General features: G+C 41.2%; 24 protein-coding genes and 1 other annotated feature. All 24 genes read left to right on the top strand.

Going from position 1 to position 26188, the window contains the following annotated elements; genetic code table 11:
- The first annotated feature begins 102 nt into the window (after positions 1-102).
- A complete protein-coding gene (locus TZ97_RS11065; RefSeq protein WP_459542872.1) occupies positions 103-3459 on the top strand; it encodes an LPXTG cell wall anchor domain-containing protein in 3357 nt (1118 codons plus the stop codon).
- A gap of 146 nt (positions 3460-3605) precedes the next feature.
- The gene (locus tag TZ97_RS04145) at positions 3606-4115 is read left to right on the top strand and encodes a dihydrofolate reductase (RefSeq protein WP_045759488.1); all 510 of its coding nucleotides are present in this window, start codon (positions 3606-3608) and stop codon (positions 4113-4115) included.
- 208 nt (positions 4116-4323) lie between these two features.
- Entirely contained in the window at positions 4324-5556 is a 1233-nt protein-coding gene (clpX, locus tag TZ97_RS04135) for an ATP-dependent Clp protease ATP-binding subunit ClpX (protein WP_045759487.1), read from the top strand.
- Between the two features lie 11 nt (positions 5557-5567).
- Positions 5568-6170: a ribosome biogenesis GTP-binding protein YihA/YsxC gene (gene yihA / locus TZ97_RS04130; protein WP_045759486.1), complete on the top strand. Its 603-nt coding sequence runs from the start codon at positions 5568-5570 to the stop codon at positions 6168-6170.
- A gap of 149 nt (positions 6171-6319) precedes the next feature.
- Positions 6320-7024, top strand: a complete 705-nt coding sequence (locus TZ97_RS04125; protein ID WP_021153281.1) for a glucosaminidase domain-containing protein — start codon at positions 6320-6322, stop codon at positions 7022-7024.
- A 167-nt stretch (positions 7025-7191) separates the two neighbouring features.
- Positions 7192-7989, top strand: a complete 798-nt coding sequence (locus TZ97_RS04120) for a formate/nitrite transporter family protein (RefSeq protein WP_045759485.1) — start codon at positions 7192-7194, stop codon at positions 7987-7989.
- Between the two features lie 61 nt (positions 7990-8050).
- Positions 8051-8185: a sequence feature (ribosomal protein L10 leader region), on the top strand.
- Between the two features lie 38 nt (positions 8186-8223).
- Complete coding sequence (gene rplJ / locus TZ97_RS04115; protein ID WP_003001722.1) at positions 8224-8724, top strand: 50S ribosomal protein L10; 501 nt, start codon at positions 8224-8226, stop codon at positions 8722-8724.
- Positions 8725-8799: 75 nt separating this feature from the next.
- A complete protein-coding gene (rplL, locus tag TZ97_RS04110; RefSeq protein ID WP_045759484.1) occupies positions 8800-9168 on the top strand; it encodes a 50S ribosomal protein L7/L12 in 369 nt (122 codons plus the stop codon).
- 159 nt (positions 9169-9327) lie between these two features.
- Positions 9328-9771, top strand: a complete 444-nt coding sequence (locus TZ97_RS04105; protein WP_045759483.1) for a hypothetical protein — start codon at positions 9328-9330, stop codon at positions 9769-9771.
- A 147-nt stretch (positions 9772-9918) separates the two neighbouring features.
- The gene (locus TZ97_RS04100; RefSeq protein WP_003007432.1) at positions 9919-10371 is read left to right on the top strand and encodes a hypothetical protein; all 453 of its coding nucleotides are present in this window, start codon (positions 9919-9921) and stop codon (positions 10369-10371) included.
- 108 nt (positions 10372-10479) lie between these two features.
- Positions 10480-10929 (top strand): hypothetical protein, encoded by a 450-nt coding sequence (locus TZ97_RS04095; RefSeq protein ID WP_045759482.1) that lies wholly within the window; start codon positions 10480-10482, stop codon positions 10927-10929.
- A 177-nt stretch (positions 10930-11106) separates the two neighbouring features.
- Positions 11107-12843, top strand: coding sequence for an ABC transporter ATP-binding protein (locus tag TZ97_RS04090; RefSeq protein ID WP_045759481.1), 1737 nt, complete (start codon positions 11107-11109; stop codon positions 12841-12843).
- Between the two features lie 13 nt (positions 12844-12856).
- The gene (locus TZ97_RS04085; RefSeq protein WP_045759480.1) at positions 12857-14635 is read left to right on the top strand and encodes an ABC transporter ATP-binding protein; all 1779 of its coding nucleotides are present in this window, start codon (positions 12857-12859) and stop codon (positions 14633-14635) included.
- 189 nt (positions 14636-14824) lie between these two features.
- Complete coding sequence (locus TZ97_RS04080) at positions 14825-16819, top strand: right-handed parallel beta-helix repeat-containing protein (protein ID WP_052690139.1); 1995 nt, start codon at positions 14825-14827, stop codon at positions 16817-16819.
- A gap of 133 nt (positions 16820-16952) precedes the next feature.
- Positions 16953-17459 carry a GNAT family N-acetyltransferase gene (locus TZ97_RS04075; RefSeq protein WP_045759479.1) on the top strand — a complete coding sequence of 169 codons (507 nt, stop codon included), beginning with the start codon at positions 16953-16955 and terminating at the stop codon, positions 17457-17459.
- A gap of 105 nt (positions 17460-17564) precedes the next feature.
- The gene (gene cls, locus TZ97_RS04070; RefSeq protein ID WP_045759478.1) at positions 17565-19139 is read left to right on the top strand and encodes a cardiolipin synthase; all 1575 of its coding nucleotides are present in this window, start codon (positions 17565-17567) and stop codon (positions 19137-19139) included.
- Between the two features lie 15 nt (positions 19140-19154).
- Entirely contained in the window at positions 19155-19814 is a 660-nt protein-coding gene (locus tag TZ97_RS04065; protein ID WP_045759477.1) for a DNA alkylation repair protein, read from the top strand.
- Between the two features lie 283 nt (positions 19815-20097).
- Complete coding sequence (locus tag TZ97_RS04060) at positions 20098-21099, top strand: DUF3137 domain-containing protein (RefSeq protein WP_045759476.1); 1002 nt, start codon at positions 20098-20100, stop codon at positions 21097-21099.
- Positions 21096-21647, top strand: a complete 552-nt coding sequence (locus tag TZ97_RS04055) for a LemA family protein (protein WP_045759475.1) — start codon at positions 21096-21098, stop codon at positions 21645-21647. Before TZ97_RS04060 ends, TZ97_RS04055 begins: the two co-directional genes overlap by 4 nt.
- Before the next feature lie 144 nt (positions 21648-21791).
- Positions 21792-22868: an aspartate-semialdehyde dehydrogenase gene (locus tag TZ97_RS04050; RefSeq protein WP_045759474.1), complete on the top strand. Its 1077-nt coding sequence runs from the start codon at positions 21792-21794 to the stop codon at positions 22866-22868.
- Between the two features lie 252 nt (positions 22869-23120).
- Positions 23121-24056 (top strand): 4-hydroxy-tetrahydrodipicolinate synthase, encoded by a 936-nt coding sequence (gene dapA / locus TZ97_RS04045; RefSeq protein ID WP_037607907.1) that lies wholly within the window; start codon positions 23121-23123, stop codon positions 24054-24056.
- A 71-nt stretch (positions 24057-24127) separates the two neighbouring features.
- Positions 24128-24466: an ATP cone domain-containing protein gene (locus TZ97_RS04040; protein ID WP_006597242.1), complete on the top strand. Its 339-nt coding sequence runs from the start codon at positions 24128-24130 to the stop codon at positions 24464-24466.
- A gap of 113 nt (positions 24467-24579) precedes the next feature.
- A complete protein-coding gene (gene ylqF / locus TZ97_RS04035) occupies positions 24580-25431 on the top strand; it encodes a ribosome biogenesis GTPase YlqF (RefSeq protein ID WP_023918177.1) in 852 nt (283 codons plus the stop codon).
- Positions 25418-26185 (top strand): ribonuclease HII, encoded by a 768-nt coding sequence (locus TZ97_RS04030; RefSeq protein WP_045759473.1) that lies wholly within the window; start codon positions 25418-25420, stop codon positions 26183-26185. Before ylqF ends, TZ97_RS04030 begins: the two co-directional genes overlap by 14 nt.
- Positions 26186-26188: the final 3 nt, after the last annotated feature.

The raw sequence follows: 26188 nt of genomic DNA, 5'->3' as shown, positions 1-26188 counted from the left end.
CGTGAAGATAAGAACGGAACCAAAGCTTCTGCAACTTACACACCAACTGTCACTCCAGTAACTCCAACTGCAACACCAGCTGAATCTGAAGCACCTCAAGGTTTGGTTCAAACTGGAACTGTAACCTTTACTGAAGGTGATGAAGTAGCGCCAATCGACAAGAATACCATTACTCTTCTTGATGAAAATGGTCAACCAGCAGCATCAGTAGAAGCGAAATCACCAGCAGGTGATGTGATCGGTACATACACAGTTGATAAAGACACAGGTGTAGTTACTTTCACACCAACAGATAAATCTTATTCAGGGGATGTTGTCCCAGTTAAGGTTCAAGCAGCTGATGCAAATGGAACTACAGTTGAAACAACTTATACACCGAAGATTACTCCGGTTGTTCCAACTTCTGAAGATGCTACATCGACAGATATTCAAGGTCAAACACAATCTGGTAAACCAACCTTCACGGAAGGCAATCCAAATGTTCCAATCGATGAAGATACTCCAGCTACCTTCGAAGATGGCTCAACTACGAAGACTGTCGATGGTGAAGGAACATATACTGTTGCTCCAGATGGAACCGTAACCTTCGTACCAGAAAAATCATTCACTGGAACTGCTACAGGCGTAACAGTGAAACGCGTGGATAAGAACGGTACTGAAATCACAGCGAAGTACACACCAACTGTGACACCAGTAACTCCAACTGCAACACCAGCAGAAACAACAGATATCCAAGGTGCGACTCAAACTGGTAAACCTAAATTCACCGAAGGTGACAGCCGTGTGCCTATGAACGATGATGTTCCAGCAACCTTCGATGATGGATCAACTACGAAGACTATAGATGGCGTTGGTACTTACACAGTAGCAGCAGACGGTACAGTGACCTTCGTACCAGAAAAATCATTCGTTGGAACTGCTCCAGCTGTAACAGTGGTTCGTGAAGATAAGAACGGAACAAAAGCTTCTGCGACTTATACACCAACCGTAACACCAGTTACACCAACTGCAGAAGATACAACATCTACTGACAAACAAGGTCAAACGCAAACAGGTACACCAACCTTCACACCAGGTAATCCAAATGTTCCAATGGATGATGATACACCTGCAACATTTGAAGATGGCTCAACAACCAAGACTATTCCTGGTGAAGGAACTTACACTGTTGCTCCAGACGGAACCGTAACATTTGTTCCAGAAAAATCATTCACTGGAGAAGGTACAGGCGTAACGGTTAAACGTGTCGATAAGAACGGTACTCCAGTTACTGCTAAGTACACACCAACTGTAACACCAGTAACTCCAACAGCAAGTTCAGCTGAATCAGAAGCACCTCAAGGTGTGGTTCAAACTGGAACTGTAAACTTCACTGAAGGTGACCCAGTTGCACCAATCGACAAGGATACCATTACTCTTCTTGATGAAAATGGTCAACCAGCAGAATCTGTAGTTGCTAAATCACCAGAAGGTAAAGAAATTGGTACCTTCACCGTTGATAAAGAAACAGGTGTTGTGACCTTCACACCAACGGATAAATCTTACTCAGGTGATGTTGTTCCAGTTAAGGTTCAAGGTAAAGATACAAATGGAACTGTTGCTGAGACAACTTACACACCGAAGATCACTCCAGTTGTACCAACTGCTGATCCTGCAACATCTACAGATATCCAAGGTAAAACTCAAACAGGTACACCAAGCTTCACACCTGGTAACCCTGCAATCCCAATGGATGATGATGTACCAGCTACCTTTGAAGATGGTTCAACTACGAAGACCATTCCAGGTGAAGGAACTTACACAGTAGCTCCAGACGGAACAGTGACATTTGTACCAGAGAAATCATTCACAGGAACAGGTACAGGCGTAACAGTGAAACGTGTTGATAAGAACGGTACTCCAGTTACTGCAACATACACACCAACTGTAACTCCGGTAACACCAACAGCAGAACCAGCAATATCAACAGATATTCAAGGTAAGACACAAACAGGCAAACCAACATTCACACCAGGTAACCCAGATGTACCGATGGATGATGATGTGCCAGCAACATTTGAAGATGGTTCAACAACTAAGACTATTCCAGGTGAAGGAACATACACAGTAGCTCCAGATGGAACAGTTACCTTCGTACCAGAAAAATCATTTACAGGAACAGGTACAGGCGTAACCGTGAAACGTGTTGATAAGAACGGTACTCCAGTTACTGCAACTTACACACCAACCGTAACGCCTGTTACACCAACAGCTGATCCTGCAACATCTACAGATATCCAAGGTCAAACCCAAACAGGTAAACCAAGCTTCACGCCTGGTAACCCAAGTGTGCCAATGGATGATGAAGTTCCAGCAACCTTTGAAGATGGCTCAACAACTAAGGTTATTCCAGGTGAAGGAACTTACACAGTTGCTCCAGACGGAACCGTAACCTTCGTACCAGAAAAATCATTCACAGGAACTGCTACAGGCGTAACAGTGAAACGTGTTGATAAGAACGGTACACCAATTACCGCTACTTACACACCAACTGTAACACCAGTTACACCAACTGCAGAGCCAGTTACTTCAATTGGTAAGAAGGGTCAAACCCAAACAGGCAAACCAACCTTCACAGAAGGTGATAGCCGTGTACCAATGAATGACAAAGTTCCAGCAACATTTGAAGATGGTTCAACTACGAAGAAAATTCCAGGTGTTGGTACTTACACAGTGGCAGCAGACGGAACTGTAACCTTCACACCAGAACCTGAATTCACAGGAACTGCACCAGCAGTGACAGTGGTTCGTGAAGATGTGAACGGAACAAAAGCTTCTGCAACTTACACACCAACTGTCCTTCCAATCACTAAGTTTGTTGATAAAGAAGGTAAGGAAATCCCAGGATATCCTACAGTTGATGGAGAAGAACCAAAAGCTGAAATTCCAGGTTACCGCTTTGTGGAAACGAAGAAATTGCCTAATGGTGATACAGAACACGTCTATGAAAAAGTTACGACTTCATATGTAGACGAAAATGGGGACCCAATCCCAGGTAACCCAACAGAAGATGGGGAACAACCGAAGAAGGATATCCCAGGTTATGACTTCGTGAAGACTGTTGTAGATAAAGATGGAAACACTCAACATATCTACAAGAAGACTGTGACACCAACTCCAATGCCGGATCCAACTCCGACACCAGAGCCACAGCCACAGCCTACTCCACAGCCTACTCCACAACCACAACCGCAACCAACACCAGAACCACAACCTACTCCACAACCAAAACCAGAAGAACCAACGATTCCTGTCGTTCCAGAAACGAAAGAAGAAGTGAAGTATATCGATCCACAAAATCCTACTGCACAACTTCCAAACACAGGAACAAAAGAATCTTCTACTGCTGGTCTTGCAATCTTTAGTGCTTTAGCAGGTCTGTCATTATTCGGATTTGCAAAACGCAAAAAAGAAGACTAAGCTAACTTGTGGCTAAGAAAAACCGCGAAAATCTCGCGGTTTTTTTCTGTTTGTATTTAAAAAATATCCTCCAAACTAGATAGTTGAAATCAGTCTTTTATAAGAAAATTTGATAAAATAGAAGTATCAGTGTAAAGGATGAGAGAATGAAAAAGATAATTGGTATCTGGGCTCAAACTGAAAATGGCATTATTGGAAAGGACCAAGTGATGCCTTGGCACCTGCCAGCTGAGCTTCAGCATTTCAAAGAAACAACCATGGGGCAAGCGATTCTCATGGGAAGAGTGACCTTTGATGGTATGAAAAAACGGGTTCTACCAGGTCGGACCAGCATTATCTTAACGCAAGATCAAGCCTATGATCCTGAAAACGATGCTGTACTCGTCATGCACAGCAAAGAAGAAGTCTTGGACTGGTACCAGAACCAAGAGAAGAATCTTTATATTATCGGTGGCAGTCAGATTTTAAAGCTCTTTTCTGACCAGTTAGAAGAATTGATCCAGACCATGATTCATGCAACGATTGATGGAGATACACTTGCACCAAAATTTGAAAAGAGTCACTATGAAAAAGTCAGTCAAGTTCCCCATTCAAAAGATGAGAAAAATCCATACGATTTCACGGTCAACTATTATAAGAGAAAGGATTTAGACTAATGGAGCGAAGTGTCTTTGGTTTTTTTACAGCTGTCTTATGCGTCATCTGTTTGATTTGCGCCTTACAAACCTTTCGTAAAAAACGGTTTGGCCTCGCTATTTTATTCTTACTAAATGCTTTTACCAATCTTGTGAATTCCATTCACGCCTTTTACATGACCTTATTTTAAACTAAATAGAAACAGAAAATGACAGAAAGAGGAAATACATGCCAACGAATCAAAATAATGATATGATGGTTTATTGTTCATTTTGCGGAAAGAGTCAAGATGAAGTCCAAAAAATCATTGCAGGAAACAATGCGTTTATCTGTAATGAATGTGTTGAGTTAGCACAAGAAATTATCCGTGAGGAGCTAGCAGAAGAAGTTCTTGCAGACCTTAGCGAAGTTCCAAAACCGATCGAATTGCTCAATATCTTGAACCACTATGTGATCGGTCAAGATCGTGCAAAACGTGCCCTTGCTGTAGCGGTATACAACCACTACAAACGCATCAACTTCCACGATACGCGCGAAGACGAGACAGATGTTGAATTGCAAAAATCAAACATCCTCATGATTGGCCCTACTGGTTCAGGTAAGACTTTCTTGGCCCAAACCTTAGCACGTAGCTTGAATGTCCCATTTGCCATTGCAGATGCAACAGCCTTGACAGAAGCTGGTTATGTGGGTGAAGACGTTGAAAACATTCTCTTGAAACTTCTTCAGGCGGCTGATTTTAACATCGAGCGTGCAGAACGAGGCATTATCTATGTCGATGAAATCGATAAGATTGCTAAGAAAAGTGAAAATGTCTCGATCACACGTGACGTTTCTGGTGAAGGGGTGCAACAAGCTCTCTTGAAGATCATCGAAGGGACCGTCGCTAGTGTTCCACCACAAGGGGGACGCAAACACCCTCAACAAGAGATGATCCAAGTGGATACCAAGAATATTCTCTTCATCGTAGGAGGAGCCTTTGACGGAATCGAAGAAATTGTTAAGCAACGTCTCGGTGAAAAAGTCATCGGTTTCGGTAAGAACAATAAAGCCATCGATGAATCCAGCTCTTACATGCAAGAAATTGTAGCAGAAGATATTCAAAAATTTGGAATTATCCCAGAATTGATTGGACGTCTTCCAGTCTTTGCGGCTCTTGAGCAATTGACGGTTGACGACCTTGTCCGTATTCTAAAAGAGCCACGCAATGCCTTGGTAAAACAATACCAAACCTTGCTCTCTTATGATAATGTTGAATTGGAATTTGACGATGAAGCCCTTCAAGAGATTGCGAATAAAGCTATTGAAAGAAAGACTGGAGCTCGTGGTCTTCGTTCGATTATTGAAGAAACCATGATGGATGTCATGTTTGAAATTCCAAGTCAAGAAGATGTAAAACTTGTCCGAATCACAAAAGAAGCTGTTGACGGAACAGAAAAACCAGTTCTTGAAACAGCCTAGAAAGATAAAATATGGAAATTAACACACATAATGCGGATATCCTCTTAAGCGCTGCAAATAAGAGTCATTATCCTCAAGATGAGATTCCAGAAGTTGCACTTGCCGGTCGATCAAATGTCGGCAAGTCTTCTTTTATTAATACTCTCTTAAATCGAAAGAACCTAGCCAGAACATCTGGTAAACCAGGAAAAACCCAATTGCTCAATTTCTTCAATATTGATGATAAACTCCGTTTGGTAGACGTACCTGGTTATGGCTATGCACGTGTCTCTAAAAAAGAGCGCGAGAAGTGGGGGAGGATGATCGAAGAATATCTCACTAGCCGGGAGAACTTAAAAGCAGTCGTTAGCCTAGTTGATTTTCGACACGAACCTTCAGCAGATGATGTTCAGATGTATGAATTCTTAAAGTACTACGAAATTCCCGTAATCTTGGTAGCGACTAAGGCAGATAAGATTCAGCGTGGAAAATGGAACAAACACGAATCGATCATCAAGAAAAAACTAGATTTTGATCCAGCTGACACCTTTATCGTCTTTTCTTCTGTAACCAGGGAAGGACTAGAGGAGTCATGGGATGCTATTTTAGAAAATGCGTTTTACGAAATAAATTGAAATGACATGAAAATGTCATTTTTGTTTTGGATTTATCTCGCAATTGTAATACAAGTGTAATATAAGTGCCTTTGTTTTCTTCTATTTATATGGTATAATCTCTATAAAGATAAAAGATGATAAAAAATTAATTGGAGATAAATTGTATTATGAAAAAGAAAATACGGAATAAAACGAAATTATTTGGTTTGTTCGTTTCTGTATTAGCAGTGGGGACATTTGCTGCTGCCATGAGCGAGCACGTCACATCAGTTGGCGCTAATGATGGAACTTACCAAGCTTATTCAGACCCTACTGAAGCTTTCATCTCACAAATTGGTGAGTCAGCTCGTCAGCTCGGTCAAGAGAATGACCTTTATGCTTCCGTTATGATCGCACAAGCTATCCTTGAAAGTGGATCAGGTCAGTCTGGCTTGTCTTCTTATCCACATTACAACCTTTTCGGGATTAAAGGAAGTTATGCTGGTCAATCCGCAGTGATGCAAACTTGGGAAGATGACGGTGCTGGAAATGCCTATACGATTAATGACGCTTTTCGTTCTTACCCATCTTACTATGAATCATTGCAAGACTATGTAGCTGTTTTGAAACAAGGACATTTTGCAGGTGCTTGGAAGAGCAACACCTCTAGTTATCAAGATGCAACAGCAGCGTTGACAGGGGTTTATGCGACAGACACAAGCTACTATGCAAAACTTAATAACATCATTGAAACTTATAATTTAACTCAATACGATTCACCAAATGTTCAAGGTGGTATTACAGGTTCGGTATACAATCCATATCGTCAACAGTTCACTTCACAAGAAATCTTGAATTTGGATATCGCTTGGGCGAACCGTTTGAATTATTAAAACTAAAACAGGCAGATGCCTGTTTTTTTATTTGTTTTTAGCACACAGTGATATTCGATATAAAACGTATGTGATGAAAAAATAATAATTCTCCCTGAAAACCTTTTCATTCTTTTCTCTCTATGTTATAATGATTTTATTCACAAACATTATATAAGGAGAATAGTATGTCTGAATCTAATTTCATTCAAAAAGTAGGAGCGGCGTGTAATAAGAAGGAAGATCTCTATCAGAAATCTAAAACGCGCTATGCAGTCCGTTCTATTTTTGCTGGAGGATTTCTTACTTTAAGTACGGCGGTCGGAGCAGTTGCAGCTGACTTATTAAATACTTTTGTACCTGGATTGGGTCGTTTTCTATTTCCATTCATCTTTGCCTGGGGCTTGGTTTACCTCTTATTCTTAAATGCGGAATTAACCACCTCAAATATGATGTATTTGACGGCGGGTACCTATCTAAAGAAGATTCATTGGAAGAAAGCTCTGGAAATTCTTCTTTATTGTACCTTCTTTAATTTAATTGGTGCTTTAATCGTCGCTTTTCTTTTCAATCAAACAACTGCCTTTGCACATATTGATCCAAAAGGTTTCCTAGCTACGGTGGCAGAAAATAAACTCCAACGAAGCAATCAAGTGGTTTTCTTTGAAGGGATTATTGCCAATATCTTTGTAAATATTGCTATTCTTTCTTATCTATATTTTAAAGATGAAACAGCCAAGGTGCTCTTAGCCCTCTCTGCTATTTATATGTTTGTCTTTATGACCAATGAACACTTGGCTGCAAACTTTGCTTCCTTCTCATTATTGAGCTTTAATTCTGTTTCTAGCCAATTGCCACATTTTGAGTTTTTAAATATTTTACGTCATTATAGCGTAACCTTCTTTGCCAACTGGGTAGGAGGAGGGGTCCTCATGGGACTAGCCTATGCTTGGTTGAATAATATTAAGAGTCTTTATAACGATTAAAAAATATAAAAAAAGTTTGCAAAAGTACTTGCATTCTTTTTTTATATATGATAAACTAATCTACGGTTTGAAAAAACTGCCTAAGACAGTAGGGGAGCTCGACTCATAAAGATCCTACCGAGGACAAAACGTATCAATTAAAAGAAGCGTATTGTACTTTCGTGTCTAGGTTTGGGCGCGTTTTTCTTTTGGAAAAATTCCCCAAGCAAAATAATTACGGAGGTGAACACACTAATGAGTGAAGCAATTATTGCTAAAAAAGCGGAACTTGTTGACGTGGTAGCTGAAAAAATGAAAGCTGCTGCATCAATCGTCGTTGTAGATTCTCGCGGTTTGACAGTTGAGCAAGATACAGTTCTCCGTCGCAACCTTCGCGGAAGCGAAGTTGAGTTTAAAGTTATCAAAAACTCAATCTTGCGTCGTGCAGCTGAAAAAGCTGGTCTTGAAGATCTTGCATCTGTATTCGTTGGACCTTCTGCAGTAGCATTTTCTAACGAAGATGTTATCGCACCTGCGAAAATCTTGAACGATTTTGCAAAAGACGCTGAAGCACTTGAAATTAAAGGTGGTGCAATCGAAGGCGCTGTCGCATCTAAAGAAGAGATTCTTGCACTTGCAACTCTTCCAAACCGCGAAGGACTTCTTTCTATGCTCCTTTCTGTACTTCAAGCGCCAGTGCGCAACGTTGCTCTTGCAGTCAAAGCGGTTGCAGACAACAAAGAAGACGCAGCTTAATCTTAAGCTACGCAGCGTAGCCTAGCTACAAAAAAATAAAAACATAAAATTAAAACTTATTTGGAGGAAATAACAATGGCATTGAACATTGAAAACATTATTGCTGAAATTAAAGAAGCTTCAATCCTTGAATTGAACGACCTTGTAAAAGCTATCGAAGAAGAATTTGGTGTAACTGCAGCTGCTCCTGTAGCTGTTGCTGCAGCTGGTGCTGCTGACGCAGGTGCTGCTAAAGATTCATTCGATATCGAATTGACATCTGCAGGCGACAAGAAAGTCGGCGTTATCAAAGTTGTACGTGAAATCACTGGTCTTGGTCTTAAAGAAGCTAAAGAACTTGTTGATGGTGCACCTGGCGTTATCAAAGAAGGTGTTGCTGCAGCTGAAGCTGAAGAACTTAAAGCTAAATTGGAAGAAGCTGGAGCTTCAGTTACTCTTAAGTAATAGAGTTTCCAATCAAAATGAAAACCGAGGTTTAGGCCTCGGTTTTTTTATGCATTCTTTCTTTTATGATTTTTACAAGCCCTGTATCATCAAATATTTCATTGAGATACAACAAGATTGTTGCTATAATAGGGATATTCTATGAACTAAGGAGAAGGTATGAAAATTTTCAAACAGATTCTTTTGGCTTTAGGTGCTGTTTTTGCAGCAGTCCTCTTGGTAGCCTGTGGTCTAAACAGTGATAATGGGACTTATGTATTCGAACCCTCAACAGAAGAAGTGAGGGAGATGCTACCAAGTCAACTTGCTTATATCATTTCAGATGATTATAAATTTAAGGTTTCGATAATCATTAAGGACAAAACAGGCCTCATAAAGGTTCAGATAAAATCAAATGTTCAAAATACCAATCTACCCTATGATTTTAAGGTTGATCAAAAAACTAAAACAATTATATTGGAAAGTGAATATAGTAAGACTAAAATTACTTATCAAATTTCTGGTGGGGTATTAACAATTAAAGATGTAAGTGATTCTGGCATGAGTAATTCCGACACCTATATAAATTTCATAAAATACGCGAAATTTAAAAAGATCAAATAAAAGAAATGGTAGGTACGGATCCTGCATTTTTAATCGTTTAATATTAGTTGATAAATATATTACAAGAGTATTACATTTGTAATATTTCATTGCCGTGTGTCTGAATTGTTGATATAATAGGGTGAATCTAACTAAAAAGGAGAAGTTATGAAAAACTTTAAACGTATTCTTTTGGCTGTAGTAGCTGTTTTTGCAGCTGTCCTCTTGGTGGCATGTGGTGCCAAAAGTGATAACGGGACTTATGTCTACAAACCATCAAAAACTGAAGTGAAGGAAATCCTTGAAGAACAAGGTGCTCCAAGTTCAAGTGTAGATGCATTGATCGACAATGTTAAATTGGAAGTTTCAGTGACCATTAAAGATAAAACAGGTAGCCTTAAAATTAAAGGTGAAATGATGGGACAAAAGACTGACCAATCATTTGATATGAAAGTTGACCAACAAAAGAAAACTCTTCAATCTAAAACAGGTGAAGGTGAGAAGGTTAAATACAAAGTTTCAGGCGATGTGTTCACTTTTGATTTATCTGGTGAAAAGAGTTCAGGTCATGAGGCCGCTTTGGAAATGTTCAAAAACGCTAAATTCAAACGTACAAAATAATACAAGAGAAGGGCAGAGGGGATCTGCTCTTTTTCTTCTTTAAAACATCTTGAATCGGTATGAAAATAGTGGTAAAATCTCATTATAAAATACATTAGGAGATTGATTATGAAAAATATTAAACGTATTCTTTTAGCTTTCGTTGCAGTTTTTGCAGCCGTCCTCTTGGTGGCATGTGGTGCCAAAAGTGATAATGGGACTTATGTCTACAAACCATCAAAAACTGAACTCAAGAAAATTCTTGAGGAGCAGGGCTTATCAGGTAGTCAATTAGAGTCTATTGGAGACGTTATTAATTTTGAAGTTTCTATTAAGATCAAAGATTCTAAAGGAACCCTCAGCATCGCGGGTGAAGTCGCTGGTCAAAAGAATGAGCGATCTTATGATGTCAAAATCAATCAAAAAGAGAAAACAATCTCGTCAAATGATGGTAGTGGAGAAAAGATTACATATAAGGTCGATGGTGACTATTTGACATTTGATCTTTCTAAGTTAAGTAATAGCAACCAAGGGGATCTTATGATTCTTAAAAATGCAAAACTCAAACGCACGAAATAATTCAAGTGAAGAGCGGGGAAACCTGCTCTTTTGCTTTACTTTTATGACTGGTTTGATATAATAAATAAGAATACAGATGGGACTGGGGCAGGAATGATTTTCTTTGAAAATGATTTCGTCTCGCTCCCTCTTTTCTGTGTGATCAAGGTTATTATTTATGAAAAAGGAGAATCATCTATGCTATATATTTGGTCTTACTTGAAAAAGTATCCCAAGTGGCTAGCCCTGAATCTATTTTCAGCGGTCCTGTTTGTTATTGTCAATTTGGGCTTGCCAACGATTCTAGCTCGCATGATTGATGAGGGGATTAACCCGCGTGATGTGGATCGGCTTTATTTCTGGGGCTGGGTCATGTTTGCGATTATTTTGCTTGGGATTTTGGGGCGGATTATCTTGTCTTACGCGGTTGGTCAACTAACGACCACTATGGTCCGTGATATGCGCAATGACCTCTATGCTAAGTTACAGGAGTACTCGCATCACGAGTATGAGCAAATTGGGGTATCGTCATTGGTCACTCGCTTGACTTCTGATGCCTTTGTTTTGATGCAGTTTGCGGATTCTATGTTGAAGATGGGGGTCATCACACCCTTGATGATGGTTTCCAGTGTTCTCTTGATTCTGACGACCAGTCCTTCTTTAGCGTGGATTGTAGCGGTTTCTGTACCATTTCTTGCTGTCGTCGTCTGGTATGTAGCAGTTAAGACACGTCCTCTTTCTGAGAAGCAACAAAAGACACTCGACCATCTCAACCAGTTTGCACGTGAAAATTTGACTGGACTTCGTGTGATTCGTGCCTTTGCCCGCGAAGAATTCCAAGAGGATAAATTTGCGGCTGAAAATGAAGTCTATGCGGAAAACTCGAATAAATTGTTCAAACTAACTGGTTTGACAGAACCCCTGTTTGTGCAGATCATCATTGCTATGATTGTGGCGATTGTCTGGTTTGCTTTGGATCCTCTTCATGACGGTAGTTTGAAAATTGGGGATCTGGTTGCCTTTATTGAGTATAGCTTCCACGCGCTCTTATCCTTCCTCTTTTTAGCCAATCTCTTTACTATGTATCCTCGGACTGCGGTTTCTAGTCGTCGGCTCAAGGAAATCATGGACATGCCCATTTCGATCGATCCAAATGAGAATGGTGTAACAGAAACAGCATCTCGTGGCTATTTGGAATTTGACAATGTCACCTTTGCTTATCCAGGTGAGACGGAGAGTCCGGTTCTCCACAACATTTCCTTTCAAGCCCAACCTGGCGAAACCATTGCCTTTATTGGCTCAACCGGTTCTGGAAAATCTTCACTTGTGCAGTTGATTCCTCGATTCTATGATGTCACCCTAGGGAAAATTTTGGTGGATGGTGTAGATGTCCGTGACTACAATCTGAAAGCCCTTCGCCAAAAGATTGGTTTTATTCCGCAAAAGGCCTTGCTCTTTACAGGAACCATTGCTGAGAACCTTCGTTATGGGAAAGAAGATGCCTCTGTACAAGAGCTAGAACAAGCGGCTGAAATTTCCCAAGCCAAGGAATTTATCGACAGTCGTGAGGAACGCTTTGATACCCATTTGGCAGAAGGTGGTAGCAACCTTTCAGGTGGTCAAAAACAACGCTTATCCATCGCTCGTGCCGTTGTCAAAGATCCAGATGTCTTTATTTTTGATGATTCCTTCTCTGCCTTAGACTACAAGACGGATGCCACTTTGCGGAAGCGTCTCAAAGAAGTCACAGGAGATGCGACCGTCTTGATCGTAGCGCAACGCGTGGGAACCATTATGGATGCGGATCAAATTATTGTCTTGGACCAAGGGGAGATCGTTGGTCGAGGAACCCACGATGAATTGATGGAAAGCAATGAGATCTATCGTGAAATTGCCAATTCGCAGCTCGATAGTCCATCATTAACAGAGGAATAGAAAGGAGAAGCAGATGAAACAAGAACAAAACAGTTTTTCTAGACTATGGACTTACTTGAGAGCCTATCGCTTGGAAGTTTGCTTGTCCATTTTCTTAAAAATCCTGAGTGTCGTCATGAGTGTTGTCGAACCCTTTGTTTTGGGACTTGCCATTACTGAGTTGACAAAAAATCTCATGGATATGGCAAAAGGCCTTGCGGGAGCTGGTCTTAACACCTCCTATATCGCGATCATTATGACGCTCTATCTATTCCGTGGGGTTCTCTATGAGTTGGGATCTTATTATTCCAACTATTTCATGACCAATGCTGTTCAAAAAACCGTTCAGGACATGCGAAATGATTTGTCTCATAAAATCAATCACATTCCGGTTTCTTATTTTGACCAGCATCAGTTTGGAGATTTGCTCGGACGTTTTACTAGCGATGTCGAAACCGTCTCTAATGCCTTGCAACAGTCCTTTTTACAAATCGTCAATGCTATCTTTACCTTGCTCTTTGTCATCAGCATGGTCTTGTACTTAAATATCCAATTAGGGATGGTGGTGATCTTGTCCATTCCGATCACTTATTTCAGTGCTCGATTTATCATGAAAAAATCTCAGCCTTACTTTAAAGAGCAGGCAGATGTTTTGGGAGCAATGAACGGCTTCGTTCAAGAAAATTTAACAGGTTTTAATGTCCTTAAGCTCTATGTCCGAGAAAAATCTTCCCAGGAAGAGTTTCATGATATTACCCATCATCTACAAAAGGTAGGATTCAAGGCCAACTTCATTTCCGGCTTAATGATGCCGATTTTAAATGGGATTTCAGATTTGACCTATCTGATGATCGCTTTGATGGGGGGCTTGCAAGTGGTAGCGGGTCGTTTGACAGTCGGGAATATGCAAGCCTTCGTTCAGTATGTCTGGCAGATCAATCAACCCATTCAAAACTTGACCCAATTAGCCGGCCAACTCCAAAGTGCCAAATCGTCACTAGATCGGATTTTCCAAGTCATGGATGAACCAGATGAAGTGGCAGATGTGACAGAAACACTCTCTGGAGATTTGACAGGGCAAGTTAGCTTTAAACATGTTGATTTTCAATATGTAGCGGATAAACCCTTGATTCGTGATTTTAACCTAGAAGTGAAACCAGGTGAAATGGTGGCTATTGTCGGACCTACCGGAGCAGGGAAAACAACCCTGATTAATCTGCTCATGCGCTTTTACGATGTGACTGCGGGATCGATTACGGTGGATGGTCATGATATTCGCCATCTGTCTCGCCAAGATTACCGTAAGCAATTTGGGATGGTACTTCAGGATGCCTGGTTGTACGAGGGAACCATCAAAGAAAATCTTCGCTTTGGTAACCTAGACGCAACGGATGAAGAAATTGTTGAAGCTGCAAAGGCAGCTAATGTTGATCACTTTATCAGAACGCTTCCTGGTGGTTATAATATGGAAATGAACCAGGAGTCTAGCAATATTTCTCTAGGGCAAAAGCAACTCCTAACGATTGCTCGTGCGCTCCTGGCTGATCCTAAAATCTTGATTTTGGATGAAGCGACGTCTTCTGTCGATACGCGTTTAGAGCTCTTGATTCAAAAAGCGATGAAGAATTTGATGAAAGGCCGGACTAGCTTTGTCATTGCTCACCGCCTGTCTACCATTCAAGAAGCAGATAAAATCCTTGTCCTCAAAGATGGCCAAATCATCGAGCAAGGAAATCACCAATCCTTGTTGGCAGACAAAGGATTCTACTATGAGCTCTACAATAGCCAATTTTCAAATAAAAAAGCCGAATAAGCTTGTGTCATCGAAAGAGGTTTGAGAAAGCATTCTCAGCCTCTTTTTCTTACTCACTTTTATTACTACATAAAAAGGTTAACATATCTGCAACAAATTGATACAGAATATTCACACAATTCACCTTGTTTGTCATGATAATTTTTATTAGGATAGAATTGTTGTAAAAAATAAAAGGAGAAATGTGTGATGAATCATTTAAACAAAGATATCGTTTTTGGTATTCGCAAGTCTAAGCTTGGAGTCTTTTCTGTCGTGATTGCGATCATGGGGGCTTGTTTTTTGACTGGACAATCTGTGGCAGCTGATCAAGCTGGAGAGCAGGCACAAGTCCAAACACAAGGGCAAGAAGCGACAACCTCTGATCCCGCAAGTTCTCAAGTAGATACCAGCAAATATGGAGCATCTATGCCTTACACCCGTTATGAGGCTGACAAAGGAGATCTCCTTGGAAATGCAGAGGTGGAGCAGTCTCAAGACAGTCACTCAACAGCTATTGAAGCTTCTGATCAGACTTATGTCGCTTTAAAAGAAAAGGGAGATGGTGTTTCCTTTAAGGTCAATGAACCAGCCAATGCTTTAACCGTACGCTACACGGTACCAGATGGCGCAAGTGGACAACTCGATGTACAGGTGAATGGTCATAGTGTTCAACAATTGAATCTTTCGTCCTCATCTAACTGGCAGTATTTGAATGACAAAGGTGTACACGATAGTGCACAGGCTGATACACGTGCCCGCTTCCAATTTGACGAAGTGCATAGCCTGCTTCCAGGCATTCAACTTCAAAAAGGAGATGTGGTTTCACTCGTAAAAAACAAAGCAGACGACGTCCATTACGGCCTTGACTTTGTGGAATTTGAGCAAGCTCCGGACCCGATTGCTCAGGGAGACAATGCCATCAATATCATTTCTAAAGGAGCTACGCCAAATGATGATACCGATGACAGCCAGGCCCTCTATGATGCGATTTATGAGGCAAAACAAACCGGTAAAAATGTCTATATCCCAGCTGGGCGATTTAATCTCAATCGAAAAGTCGGTATCGATGCTTCTGATATGAAGATTTCAGGGGCTGGTATCTGGCATACCCAACTGCATTTTACTAGTGACCAAGCTGGTGGCGGTGGATTTGACTTCCTTCACCAAGACAACCATGTTGAATTTAGCGATGTCTATCTATCCTCCAACCTCCGTTCACGCTATGGTGAAAATGCTCAGTACAAGGCCATTTCTGGAACGCCAGGGAAGAATTCTCATATTCACGATATTTGGGCCGAACATTTTGAAGTCGGCATGTGGATTGGCGATTATGCTGGAAAAAATGATATGAAGTACACAGATGGTCTAGTAGTAGAAAATGTCCGTTTGCGCAATAACCTGGCTGACGGCGTCAACTTTGCCCAAGGGACTAAGAATTCGATTGTCCGCAATTCTAGTATCCGTGGAAATGGAGATGACGGACTAGCCAGCTGGTCAAGTATTGCGGATGGAACAGAATCAGCAGTAGCAGAAAATAATAAATTCTTGCACAATACGATTGAACTCGGTTGGCGCGCTGGAGGTGTGGGAATCTTTGGTGGAAAAGGCCATGAAATTGCCTACAATCGGATTAAAGACAATATCGGGGATGCCGGAATTCGCTTGACAACTGTCTTTAAGGGCCATAACTTTGATTTGAATGAAGAAGGAATTCGGGTTCACCACAATCTCTTGGAGCGTACAGGGACGAAGAGCGATATCTACAACAAGCATCGTGGATCGATTGATGTTGAAACGCGCTATGGAGATATTAAAAATGTCACCATTGAGGACAATGTATTTGTAGCGCCATTTGATACAGGTGTGACCGATCACCTCAATCCAAATGGAGGTATCCTAAACCATGTCGAAGTCAGAAACAATCAAACCATGAGTCAACTCTCTCATTCAGCTCAAGCAGGACTATCTGCTCCTGCTTCAAAACCAGTTGTACAAGCCTTGAAGGTGAAAGAAAAACCCCTTCAAGCAGGCGCAGTTAAAGCTTCCCTTCAACCGTCTAAAAAACAAACCGGCCTGAATCTTAAACAGGCTAAGACAGTCACCAAAACAGTCAAACCTAACTATGTGCTAAAAGCAACAAATTCCAAGCAAAAGAGCTTTTTGAAGGCTCCGAGTGCTTTATTCCTTTACCGGATGTTGTGATTAAGTCAAACGGTTTAAGAAGGATGGAAATCCTGGATACAATTCCAGGATTTTTTGCTTGCTGCTAGTCCTTCATTGACAGTGAGAAGGCATATCGGTATACTAGGTATAATCTAATGAGGAGGCCACCATAATGATTCGACCCGTTCAGCTCAGCGATGCAGCAGCTATCCGAGCGATTTACCAACCTTATGTGACAGAGACAGCCATTACCTTTGAGGTTGATGTGCCGACTGTCCAGGAATTTGAAAGTCGCATCGTAAAAACGCTGACCCAATTTCCTTATTTGGTCGCAGAAGTGGATGGGAAAGTTGTGGGGTATGCCTATGCTTCGACCTATTATGCACGCGCTGCCTATGATTGGACCACTGAATTGTCTATTTATGTAGCAAAAGAAGCGCGTGGACAAGGGATTGGATCGGCCCTTTATACGGCCTTAGAAGAGGAGTTGCAATCACGAGGCTATTTACGCTTTCTGGCTTGTATCGCAGTTCCGAACGAAGCGAGCATTTCCATGCATGAAAAGCGAGGGTATGTCCAAGTGGCTCATTTCCCAAAGATTGGCTATAAGTTTAACAAATGGCATGATATCGTCTGGATGCAAAAGACGATCGAAGGGCCGGTGAGAAAAATCAAGTAAGAGCTGATAAGGAGTAGTAGCTAAATGAAATGAAAGCTCCATATCACTTGAAACAATCCATAAATTATTCAGCATAGAAGATGTTTTTATACGAAAGAGGTTTTTATGACTCAAGAACAAAGTGCTAGACTGTTACCTCAAAAGGCCTCAAGATGGGCTAAAATTCTACTTAACCGAAAGGTTCCCATTCTTCTGTTCTTCTTACTGGAATTGGCCTTTCTTGTCTTTTCATATCTCAGTCTACAAGAGCATTTCCCATCCATTATCTTATGGGAACACTTGTTGAGTGTCTTTACCTTCTTTTACTTGCTCAATCGTTCCATGGATTCTCGTTCCAAACTGTCCTGGGTGATTATCATTGCCCTCTTTCCAATTTTTGGGACGGCTCTGCTCTATTTTTCGTTAGCTGATTTGGGTGTAAGACGCTTGAAAAAACGACTTGAGGATGCTACAGTGCAGGCATCCGACTATCTAAGCACCGATCCAGGAGTTGCTGATTATTTATCCCAAAGTGATCGCCAATTACAGAAATTAGCTTATTTTTTGGAGCATAGTCCAGCACAGTTTCCTATCTACAGAGACACAGAGGTTACCTATTTTCCACTTGGAGATGACATGCTTCCAGCCTTGTTGGAGGATTTGAAAAGGGCGGAGCGTTATATCTTCATGGAATATTTCATTATTGACGAAGGGATCATGTGGGGTGAGATTTTAGCCATTTTAGAGGAGAAGGCCAAGGCAGGTCTGGATGTTCGTGTCATGTTTGATGGGATGAATGAGATGACTACCTTGTCCTACGATTATATCGAGCGATTGCACAAGGTTGGGATTAAAGCCCAGGCCTTCTCACCAGTCAAGCCTATTCTATCAACCTATTACAATTACCGAGACCATCGAAAGATTACAGTGATTGATGGTCAAGTTGCTTATACTGGTGGCGTTAATATCGCTGATGAGTATGTCAATAAACGAGAACACTTTGGTCATTGGAAGGACACGGCCCTTCGATTAGATGGTTCAGCAGTTCAAACGCTAAAAGCTCTCTTTTTGACCATGTGGACAGTGACTGGAATAGAAGATAAAGCGGATATGGAGCACTATCTACAAGAAAAACCTCAACAAAGAAAGAGCCAGGGCTTTGTACTCCCTTATGGCAATTCACCATTGACCTATCACAAAGTGGCTGAGGATGTTTATCTTCATTTACTGAATACATCGACCGATTATGTTCACATCATGACCCCTTATTTGATCTTGGATGACGAATTGGTTAGAGCCATGACTTTTGCGGCCAAACGAGGAGTAGATGTTCGGATCATTATGCCAGGGATTCCAGATAAACAGTATGCCTTTGATATTGCGACGACCTATTTTAAAGTGCTCTTGGATGCTGGCGTCCGTATTTTCCGTTATACCCCAGGCTTTGTCCATGCTAAGGTTTATGTTTCTGATAGCCAACAAGCGGTGGTAGGAACCATTAATACAGACTACCGAAGTCTCTATCAAAATTTTGAAGATGGGGTTTATCTCTACAAAAATCTGGAAGTGCTTAAGATTGAAGAAGATTTTGAGAAAACCCAGGCTCTCTCAGAGGAAGTTACTCTGGATAGCTTGTCTAAAATGCCTATAGCTCATCGTCTGGGTGGCTATCTCTTTTCTTTGATTGGACCTTTGATGTAAAAAAGGAGGAATCATATGGATACAAAAATTCTTTTGAAATTGTTAGAAGACCAAGCTGATCCAGCGAAAGTCCCAGCAATGGAAGCTTATATGAAAAATAAATTCAGCTTTCTTGGCGTTCAAAAACCAATTCTCAAAAAGATTGAAAGAGAGTTTTTTAAACCTTTCATAAAGGATCCAATTGATTGGACTTTTGTGGAAGAGTGTTGGCAGCAACCTTATCGTGAGTTTCAATATATTGCTATGGATTATCTGGATAAAAAGAAGAAGGAGCTTAGACCTGAAGATTTTCCAAAGCTAAAGGAATTGGCTCAAACCAAGTCCTGGTGGGATAGTATTGATCAGTTGGACCGCATCATCGGAGAGATTACTTTCACATATCCAGAAACCAAACAGGTTATGCTGGATTGGAGTAGGGATCAGGACTTTTGGTTGAGGCGGATTGCCATTGATCACCAGCTTATGAGGAAAGAAAAAACAGATACGGATTTGTTAGAAAAAGTGATCCTCAATAATCTAGGTCAAAGCGAGTTCTTTATAAATAAGGCAATTGGCTGGAGCTTACGCAACTATTCCAAGGTCAATCCGGATTGGGTAGGGGTCTTTATCGACCGCTATCGAGATCAGTTGTCACCATTAAGCATTCGGGAAGGAAGCAAGTACTTACCTTCTTGACAGTTTGTGGATGTTCATGGTAAACTAGATTCATGCGATGAGTCGATTGGCTCTTAGGAGCCTTTTGCGCTGAGGAGGTCTACATTCAATTGTAACGCAGGAGCGGACCTTGAACAGTTGTGTGAACCGGCTGTTCTCACCGAAAGGTGCCTCAAATCCTGGTCTTCGGATCAGGATTTTTTTGTACCTTCAAAATACCAAAACTATTATAATACAGTTGCTACAAAGTTATGTTGGTGTTATAATATAGTAAAGTGCCTAGGTCAGAAAGGAGTGGAGTTGATTGGGAGATTTCTATCATTCTAATGATTCAGCATCTACAGACTATTCGCAAAAAATTGAAGAGCTTGAAAACTCCAAACAATTTCAGGATGCCATCGGATTGATCCGAGAACAGATGAAGAACAATCTTCAGTGGAATGTTTTGCGATCTTTTGGTATTATTTGCGCCATACTGTCTCTCATTTTATTGCGTTTTGCAGCTATTCCTTTGATCCTTTTAGTTGTTGGTTTGTATTATTGGCCGCAATATAAAAAACGAAAAGCCTTGTTTGGGGATCGAATTCGTTCGAACGATGAGATCTATCTTGATGATATCCTGTCGCCTGTATTAAAGGAAGTTTTTCCTAAGGCTTCGATCAAAGAGGACGGTTCCATCCCTTCTGAAGCTCTCTCGCATTTATGTCCTCGATCGACTGATTTTCTATGTTTCAAAGAACTATCGTTTCATGATGACAAAGAGCTAACGGTGTCAAATCTCTATGCCCATCATACGGAGACTCGTTACCGGACGTCTAATGGACATACGAGGACGGAACATGTGGAAGTTACAGATTTTCTTGGACAAGTGTTCTCTTTATGTCTACCGATCAATTTCTCTGGTCATCTTCGGGTGGTTCCGACCAAGAAATCCTTTCTTTTTAAGAGGGAGGTGAATGGGGTTTATCCTGGAGCCAGAGGGGATGAAGTGCAGATTGAAACCGAGGATATTCGCAATAACGAAAATTACAATATCTACTGCACGGACGAACTGTCTGCCCGTAAATTTCTCACCCCTAAGATGTTGGAATGGTTTGATCGACAAATTTCTCAAAATGCCATGTGTGTATTTTTGAAAGACAAGAAACTATTTATTTCTTTGTATACCGATCGCTATATCTTTCCGACTCCCCAAAAACCGGAAGATATTGATCAACTATCTTTGGTATCTGAATATCATAAATTATGCAGAGAACTAGCTTTAATTAAAGAAATAACAGCAATTTTTGAAGGAGAAGCATCATGAATCTCATTATCGGCTTAATCATATTTGTTGCCCTATTGGCTATTTGGTTTATTAGTGTAGGAAATCGTCTCAATCGCTATCTAGTGACCATTGAAGAATCAAAGAGAACGGTTGATATCGTCCTCGTAAAACGCTATGATACCATTTCGGAAATGCTAAAAGTAGCCAAAGCCTATGCAAAGCACGAGCAACAGATTTTCACTGATTTAGTTTCTTTACGCCAAGGAGCGACTATTCAAGAATCCAATCAAGTCATTACCAATCAAAATGATGTCTTGGCACAAATTCGTGCAGTCGGTGAAAACTATCCAGAGCTCTTGTCTTCTAACCAATTCTTGGCCCTACAAAAGGAAATTGCTGACGAAAATGAAGATCTTGCTGCAGCGAAGCGAATTGTTAACAGTAATGTCAGCCACATCAATCAAGAAATTGTTTCCTTTCCAGCGTCTATCGTAGCAGGTGTAAAGGGGATCCATCAAGTTCCATTTCTTGCTGAAGAAACACAAGGTAAGAAAGATTTAAGTGACTTGAACTATGACCTGAATTAAAGAGCTTTTATGATAAATAACCATTAAAAATCCTGGTCTTAGAATCAGGATTTTTTCCTACTGTTGGTACTTTTCATTTATGCCAAAAAATTGTATAATAGTACAAATACTCAATTTTTAGAAAATTTTGAAAGAGGATTTACTATGGGATACACAGTTGCTGTTGTCGGTGCTACAGGTGCCGTTGGTGCTCAAATGATCAAAATGTTGGAAGAATCAACACTTCCAATCGACAAAATTCGCTACCTTGCGTCAGCACGTTCTGCAGGAAAAGTCTTGCAATTTAAAGGGCAAGACGTGACCATCGAAGAAACGACTGAAGATGCTTTCGAAGGGGTTGATATTGCCCTTTTCTCAGCTGGCGGTTCAACATCTGCTAAATATGCACCATACGCTGTGAAAGCAGGCGCAGTGGTGGTGGATAACACTTCTTATTTCCGTCAAAATCCGGATGTCCCATTGGTTGTTCCTGAAGTGAATGCACATGCGCTTGATGCTCATAACGGAATTATCTCTTGTCCAAACTGTTCAACGATCCAAATGATGGTCGCTCTTGAGCCAGTCCGTCAAAAATGGGGATTGGACCGTATCATCGTATCCACTTACCAAGCTGTATCAGGTGCTGGTATGGGAGCAATTCTTGAAACCCAACGTGAGTTGAAGGAAGTCTTAAACGACGGCGTTAATCCACGTGATGTCAAAGCTGAAATTTTGCCTTCAGGTGGAGATAAGAAACACTATCCAATCGCCTTCAACGCTCTTCCTCAAATTGATGTCTTCACAGATAATGACTACACATATGAAGAAATGAAGATGACGAATGAAACCAAGAAAATCATGGAAGATGATAGCATTGCTGTTTCAGCAACATGTGTGCGGATTCCAGTCTTGTCAGCTCACTCTGAGTCAGTCTACATTGAAACTAAAGAAGTGGCACCAATTGACGAAGTGAAAGCTGCGATTGCTGCCTTCCCAGGTGCTGTCCTTGAAGACGACGTTGCTCACCAAATCTATCCTCAAGCAGTTAATGCTGTCGGTTCACGTGATACTTTCGTTGGACGTATCCGTAAAGACTTGGATGCTGAAAAAGGGATCCACATGTGGGTGGTTTCAGACAACCTCCTCAAAGGTGCCGCTTGGAACTCCGTTCAAATCGCAGAAACCCTTCATGAACGTGGACTCGTACGTCCAACAGCTGAATTGAAGTTTGAATTGAAATAGGGAGAAAAACAGAAATCAGTAACTCGAAGAGTTTGATTTCGTAGTTTTTCCCCCGCACAGTTGATTAGGAAGTACGAATGTTGCAAACATGAGTAGTTCCAATCAACCACTGCGTCACGATTCAGAAATCAGTAACTCGAAGAGTTTGATTTCTTCCTCAGCTACCTAGCAAATCAACTTGTTTTATGAACAGATCATGAGGCAAAGGCAAGCATGCCCCAGCCTCTTTCTTATATAGAGAAAGGTTTTTCTATGTCTTATAGTGATTTAAAAGATTGTAAAATCATCACTGCATTTATCACCCCCTTCCATGAAGATGGGACCATTAATTTTGACGCTCTTCCTGCCTTGATCGAGCACCTCTTGGCTCATCATACAGACGGGATTCTCTTAGCTGGAACGACTGCAGAAAGTCCAACCCTGACCCACGATGAGGAATTGGAGCTCTTTGCAGCTGTACAAAAGATTGTCAATGGTCGAGTTCCTTTGATCGCTGGTGTCGGAACCAATGAAACTCGCGATTCGATCGAGTTCGTTAAAGAAGTAGATGCTTTTGGTGGCTTTGCAGCAGGATTGGCTATCGTTCCTTACTACAACAAACCATCCCAAGAAGGTATGTATCAACACTTTAAAGCCATTGCGGATGCATCCAATCTTCCGATTATTATCTACAATATTCCAGGGCGCGTGGTAGTGGAAATGACCCCTGAAACCATGCTTCGTTTGGCAGAACATCCAAACATTATCGGGGTTAAAGAGTGTACAACTCTTGCTAATATGGCTTACTTGATTGAACACAAGCCAGAAGAATTTCTCGTCTATACAGGGGAAGATGGAGATGCTTTCCACGCTATGAACCTTGGTGCAGATGGGGTGATCTCAGTAGCCTCTCATACAAATGGGGATGAGATGTATGAGATGTTCCAAGCCATTGAGCACAATGATATTAAAAAGGCTGCGGCCATCCAACGTCAATTTATCCCTAAAGTCAATGCTCTCTTCTCTTATCCGAGTCCAGCTCCTGTCAAAGCTGTCTTGAACTATATGGGATTTGAAGCAGGGCCAACCCGTTTGCCATTGGTGCCAGCACCGGCAGAAGAAGCGAAACGTATCATCAAGGTTGTAGTAGACGGGGATTACCATGCAACCAAAGAAATCATTACGGGAGTTCTTCGTCCGGATTATTGATGTCTTAGATTCTTGACAAATCCCCTATTTATTAAGATAATAGAAGTATATTGATGATCAAGGAGAATAAGATGGAAGTCATTAAACGTAGTGGTGAAGTTGTAGAATTTGACCCAGATAAAATCTATCAAGCTGTTTTGAAGGCAGCACAAACAGTTTATGTCTTGACGGATGATCTTCGCCAAAACTTGGCGCAAGTGACCAAGAAAGTTGTGATGGATTTGGAAGAAGCTAAAGTGGAACGTGCGACGATCAGCATGATCCAGTCAATGGTTGAGCACCGTTTACTTGGTGCTGGTTATATTACCATTGCTGAACACTATATTTCTTATCGCTTGCAACGTGATTTGGAACGGAGCGGCTATGGTGATCATATCGCCGTGCATTTGCATTTTGAGCAAATTCGCTAGAATATAAAATAGAAGTTACTTAGGTAGCTTCTTTTTTAGTATTTTTCTTAATCACAGTGATTTCAGAAAACATGGTATAATAGAAGAGATTGAACTGGAAAGGAATGGAGAACATGGCAACTATACAATGGTTTCCTGGACACATGTCCAAAGCTAGAAGACAAGTACAAGAAAATTTAAAATTTGTGGATTTTGTGACGGTTCTGGTAGATGCTCGTTTACCCCTATCAAGCCAAAATCCTATGTTAACGAAAATTGTTGGTGATAAGCCTAAATTAATGATTTTGAACAAGGTAGACTTGGCAGATCCTGTGGCAACAAAAGAATGGCAGGACTATTTTGAGTCTCAAGGCATCAAAACCTTGGCTATCAACTCCAAAGAGCAATCTACGGTTAAGAAGGTCACAGATGCTGCTAAGAGCTTGATGGCCGATAAAATTGCCCGTCAAAAGGAACGGGGAATTCAGATTGAAACCCTTCGGACCATGATCATCGGAATTCCTAATGCCGGGAAATCAACTTTGATGAACCGCTTAGCAGGGAAAAAGATTGCTGTTGTTGGGAATAAACCAGGGGTGACCAAGGGGCAACAGTGGTTGAAAACCAACAAAGACCTTGAAATCTTGGATACTCCTGGGATTCTCTGGCCCAAGTTTGAAGATGAAGAAGTGGCCTTAAAGCTCGCTTTAACAGGTGCCATCAAAGACCAGTTGCTTCCAATGGATGAAGTGACCATCTTTGGTCTTAACTATTTCAAAAAGCACTATCCAGCTGTTTTGCAGGAACGTTTTAAACAAATGGATCTGGAACAAGAAGCTCCTGAAATCATTATGGAAATGACCCAGAAATTAGGATTTCGAGAGGATTACGACCGTTTTTACAGTTTGTTTGTCAAGGATGTACGTGATGGTCGTTTGGGACGCTATTCACTTGATCGTGTAGGTGAAATAGATGCCAACGATTAAAGAAATCAAAGAGCGTTTGGCAACGATTGACGATCTAGATCATCCCTTATTTGAAGAATTGATCCTTGATGGTCGAGCGGGGGTTCAAGCGGCTATCAGCAAACGAAAACGCGAACTCCAAAAACAAGTGGATGAAGACTTGCGTTTGGAAAAAATGCTAGCCTATGAGAAAGAACTTTATGCTCAAGGGATTGATCTTATTGCAGGTGTGGATGAAGTGGGACGCGGCCCATTAGCGGGTCCAGTTGTTGCAGCTGCCGTGATCTTGCCGAAAGCTTGTAAAATTCCGGGACTCAACGATAGTAAAAAGATTCCAAAATCCAAACACAAAGAAATCTATGAGGCTGTGCTCCAAAACGCCATTGCGATCGGAATCGGCATCAAGGACAATCAAGTGATTGATCAGGTTAATATCTATGAAGCTACGAAGCTAGCCATGATGGAGGCCATTGGTCAGCTAGAGCCTCAACCCCAGCATCTTTTGATTGATGCCATGAGGTTGGATCTTCCTATTCCCCAAACTAGTATCATCAAAGGGGATGCTAACTCCTTATCCATTGCTGCAGCATCCATCGTAGCCAAGGTGACTCGGGATCAGATGATGGAAGAGTTTGATAAAGAATATCCAGGTTATGATTTTGCTCAGAACGCTGGCTATGGGACGGCTAAGCATCTGGCTGGCCTCGACAAGCTGGGAGTGACACCTATCCATCGGCGTTCATTTGAACCTATCAAATCAATGTGTGAGGATTAGGCT

The organism is Streptococcus parasanguinis, from assembly GCF_000963275.1.
Taxonomy (GTDB): domain Bacteria; phylum Bacillota; class Bacilli; order Lactobacillales; family Streptococcaceae; genus Streptococcus; species Streptococcus parasanguinis_B.
Note: the sequence above shows the minus strand (reverse complement) of the source record. Positions and strands in the feature narration are given on the sequence as shown.